At 35.5% G+C, this 4,179-nt stretch carries 4 protein-coding genes; 2 read left to right on the top strand and 2 right to left on the bottom strand.

Annotated features, from left to right (window positions below; genetic code table 11):
* Nucleotides 1-180 precede the first annotated feature (180 nt).
* Nucleotides 181-549, bottom strand: a complete 369-nt coding sequence (locus tag F6K22_RS34065; protein WP_293108597.1) for a metal-sensitive transcriptional regulator — start codon at nucleotides 547-549, stop codon at nucleotides 181-183.
* Nucleotides 550-628: 79 nt separating this feature from the next.
* Here F6K22_RS34065 and F6K22_RS34060 point away from each other — a divergent pair, with 79 nt between their 5' ends.
* Together F6K22_RS34060 and F6K22_RS34055 are read left to right on the top strand one after the other, a co-directional pair.
* Entirely contained in the window at nucleotides 629-1,843 is a 1,215-nt protein-coding gene (locus F6K22_RS34060) for an HhoA/HhoB/HtrA family serine endopeptidase (RefSeq protein ID WP_293108594.1), read from the top strand.
* Nucleotides 1,844-2,217: 374 nt separating this feature from the next.
* The gene (locus F6K22_RS34055) at nucleotides 2,218-3,237 is read left to right on the top strand and encodes a VOC family protein (protein WP_293108591.1); all 1,020 of its coding nucleotides are present in this window, start codon (nucleotides 2,218-2,220) and stop codon (nucleotides 3,235-3,237) included.
* A 191-nt stretch (nucleotides 3,238-3,428) separates the two neighbouring features.
* On the opposite strand, the gene F6K22_RS34050 is transcribed toward F6K22_RS34055, so the two are convergent.
* Nucleotides 3,429-4,100: a DUF6816 family protein gene (locus F6K22_RS34050; RefSeq protein WP_293108588.1), complete on the bottom strand. Its 672-nt coding sequence runs from the start codon at nucleotides 4,098-4,100 to the stop codon at nucleotides 3,429-3,431.
* Between the last annotated feature and the right edge of the window lie 79 nt (nucleotides 4,101-4,179).

Genomic DNA, 4,179 nt, shown 5'->3' with positions numbered 1-4,179 from the left:
TCCCTGATTAATAGACATCTCCAATAATAAAAAATCAAATCAATTATTTCCCCCTACTCCCTACTCCCTACTCCCTCATTTAAGAGACCTCTTGCAAAAGTTTTAATTAAATAAATTCAAGATATGAAATTTTTGATTCCCTATTCCCTACTCCCTACTCCCTACTCCCTACTCCCTTATTTAAGGTAAAAATTTGTCTAAAGCTGACTTTAAAGCTGCAATTTCAACATCAATATCTCCATCTTGAGTAGCGCGAGAAATACATTCAGATAAATGATTATCCAAAACCATACGAGCTACTCGGTCTAAAGCACCACGGACTGCAGCTATTTGTATCAAAACATCAGGGCAAGGACGATTATCTTTAATCATAGTTTTAATTCCTCTAACGTGCCCTTCAATTCTTGATAATCTATTGATAAGACGTTGTAGAGATTCTTCACTATGAACATGAGGATGAGCAGAAGAGTGATGGTGATGTTCGGAATTTGAATCTGTTTGAACTGTATCATTAGCTGGCTGGTTTTTTTGTTTGTCAGATATCACCATAAACTTATAGTATAATATTGGATTGTTGGGAATATTGTAACACCAAACCTACCAACTTAGTCAATCAAATCTTAATGCTATGAGATTGTTAAATTTTTGTCGAATAACTACTAAAATCATTTCTCAATTATTGGCCATTATTATCGTTTTTACTTTTGTATTTGCTTGTCTAGCAAAACTACCAGCAATGGCAGCTTCAAGACTATTTGAAGGCTTATCAAATGCTCAGTTAGTAGCATTGCAAAGTATACCAGATAATATCAATACTAGAAATAGTAATAGCTTTGTGACAGAAGCAGTCAATAAAGTTGGTTTAGCTGTGGTTAGAATTGACACAGAGCGACTAATTACTCGTCCAACTAATCCTTTTTTTGAAGACCCTTTTTTTGAACGTTTCTTTGATGATAATGTAAGGCTTCAACCACCTTCGCAAGAATTGTTAAAAGGTCAAGGTTCTGGTTTTATTGTTGACTCGAAAGGTATAATTTTAACCAATGCTCATGTAGTAGATAAAGCTGACAAAGTTACTGTGAGTTTAAATGATGGAAGAAAGTTTATTGGAGAAGTAAAAGGAACAGATAAAGTTACAGATTTAGCAGTAGTTGAAGTTGATACAAAGGGTGAAATTTTACCAGTAGCAACTTTAGGTAATTCTGATTTAGTACAGGTAGGAGATTGGGCAATAGCAGTAGGAAATCCCCTAGGATTTAATAACACTGTTACTTTAGGAATTATTAGTACCTTGAAACGTCCTAGTTCAGCAGTAGGAATTCCTGATAAGAGATTAGATTTTATTCAAACTGATGCAGCGATTAATCCAGGAAATTCTGGGGGTCCGTTATTGAACGATAGGGGTGAAGTAATTGGGATTAATACTGCAATTAGACCTGATGCTATGGGTATTGGTTTTGCTATTCCCATTAATAAAGCGAAAGAAATTAAAGATGTATTAGCTCGTGGAGAACAAGTACCTCATCCTTTTGTTGGTATTCAGATGATTACTTTGACTCCAGAAGTTGCTCAACAAAATAATAGTGACGCCAATTCTGTTTTAATTTTGCCAGAAGTAAAAGGAGTTTTAGTGACAAAAGTATTGTCTGGTACTCCAGCAGAAATATCGGGGATGCGGATAGGAGATGTAATTGTAGAAATTGATAATCAATCAATAATTAGTGCTGAACAATTACAGAGGAAAGTTGAAAATAGTGGTGTAGGTGAAAATTTACAATTCAAAATTCTGCGAAATGGTAGAGAAAAAGAACTATTTGTTGTGAGCGGACAAATGAATTATTAGTGAGGAGTTAGGAGTTAGGAGTTAGGAGTTAGGAGGGAATTTATAAACCCGAGTTCTTTGTGCTTGGCGATCGCCTATCTACCCACAGTTATATCTGACGGTAATTACTATACCTAAGTGATTGCGACTTATACTCCGTGGAAGGAAGGAGTCTCAAGGGGGGACGGAGATTGCTTTCCTAATTATATGGGCTTGAGTCAGGCTATAGTGGGAAGGGCTAGAGCAAAACTAGAAACAAACTTAGTTATCAGGACTTACGCATGACCTCTATATATGGTAGGGGTGATTCGCGAATCACCCCTAGATTTTGCGTTATATAGGAAAATTTTCGCAAGTCCTGATTATAAATAATTCTAATAAAATGTATAAAAAATATGAATAATAATAACCCCACTATCGAAGGTATCTATGAAGTCTGCATCGGTATTACCGAACCCTTACCAATGATTCAATATTGGCAACAATTTGGTTATCGCATTGGCAAAACAGGAGAATTAACTGCTCCTACAGTTAAAAATTTATATGGAGTAAATTCTAATTTACGCTCTATTCGACTCTATCACCAAAATGTCGATCATGGTTTAATTCGCCTGATGGTTTGGGAAAAACCTATTAATGAAGGTTTAGAAATGACATCCATGAAAGTTTTGGGCAATCGTTGGGCGACAAGCTTAACTACCGATGTTTTGAATATTCTTAACCATGTTGAGGATGGCAAGTTAGCAGGTTTGCCAATTACATACACTTTTCCCCAATGGGAAATAATTTACAAAACGGAGAAAGGTCGCCCGTTTATCGATCCAGCAGTGGGAGTAAGGGAAATGATGTTATTGCAACCATTGACGCGCCAGGTTTTGTTTGAACGCTTCAATTACACAGTGCCAGAATATGGCAAAATCGATCGTACTTCTACTTTAAAAACTAGCCAATTTACCCATGCAGGTATGATTGTACAAGATGATAGTAAAGAAACCTTGGAGTTTTATGAGGATGTGTTGGGTTTATTGAGGGCGCGCGATAACTCGGAAACTTCTTATGAAAGCTCAGAAGCAGCAAGACAAATTTTTGATTTACAACCAGGAGAAAAGTTTACACTTACTGCTTTTGATGACCCGCGCTCTTCAACAAATTGGCAGGAAGCACGATCTGGCAGAATGTATATTATTCGGTTTCCTGAAGAAATTAAGTTGCAGTCTGGTTTTGATAAGTCACAACCTGGTTGTTTAGGAATGTCTTTGTATACTTATCGAGTTAATAATATAAAATATTATTTTGACCGAGTTAAAAATTCAACAGTGACACAAATTACAGATATTATTGATAATGAATTTGGCGAACATAGTTTTTCTTTTGTTGCTCCTGATGGTTATTTGTGGAATTTAATTAGTAAGTAAGATGATTCTAATAGTTTTGTAGAATGGGAATCTTGCCTGTTCCTTTTAGCTAATCTTTTTAATTACAACGCTTTTGTTGATTAATCAATTACAGTTAAGAGGTACTGATAAATGAAATGGGTCATTTCATCTTAATAATGGGGAGTTGTTTTTCTTATTTTTTACTCCCCTACTCCCCTACTCCCTACTCCCTACTCCCTACTCCCTAAAGCAGCGGACAATTCTAATTGATAACGATACAATGCTACAGGATGATTAACTGCTAAAAAATAATCTGGGTCTTGAGGAGATAAATAAATGGCTGTTATTTGATTTGCCTCAATTATTTCTCCTCTATCTTCATCAATAATATGATGATAATCTGTAGTTGTTTCTACCTCATTTAAGTAAATCATTGTTTCACCCTGAAATAGCTGTTGAGTTATTTCACAACTAATAAAATTATCTGGGTTTAATTGTTCGCTAGCCCGACTGGTAATAACTGAAACTAACTCTAGATTATCTGCCAAAATAGTTGTCTGGCGATTAGGATTATCTTGGTCAATTTTGACAGATAAAATTGCCTCATCACCTAACAATGCTTTGCCAATATTTAACCCATTAAATTCTCGGTCAGCGATAACTGCTCCTGGAGGTAAATCTAATTTTTCAATTTTGCTATTGTTAATCACAGAACCCCAAGATGTAGGAAAATTTATTAATTTTTGTGCCGATAATTTTTTGTTATTCAAATTTGATTCAAACTTAATAAATCTAACTTGAAAATTTACTGGTCGATCCAAATATTGACGATTATTTTCAAAACCTGGCGTGACAATTTCTGGAGCTAATGGAGCAACCATATCTATTAAAGTGCTTTTCACATTCCAATTTCCTTCCATCCAGTCTGGAGCTCATGATTTAATAGACTTAGCAGGTGTACCTGTGGCGGCTCCTAGTGCC

The sequence above is a fragment of the Okeania sp. SIO2F4 genome, from assembly GCF_010672385.1.
In the GTDB taxonomy this organism is placed as follows: Bacteria; Cyanobacteriota; Cyanobacteriia; order Cyanobacteriales; family Microcoleaceae; genus Trichodesmium.
This window is presented reverse-complemented; position numbering and strand designations above follow the sequence as displayed.

Coding starts and splice junctions, on each gene's coding strand:
- F6K22_RS34055 (WP_293108591.1), top strand. CDS start 2,218: ATGAATAATAATAACCCCACTATCGAAGGTATCTATGAAGTCTGCATC.
- F6K22_RS34060 (WP_293108594.1), top strand. CDS start 629: ATGAGATTGTTAAATTTTTGTCGAATAACTACTAAAATCATTTCTCAA.
- F6K22_RS34065 (WP_293108597.1), bottom strand. CDS start 549: ATGGTGATATCTGACAAACAAAAAAACCAGCCAGCTAATGATACAGTT.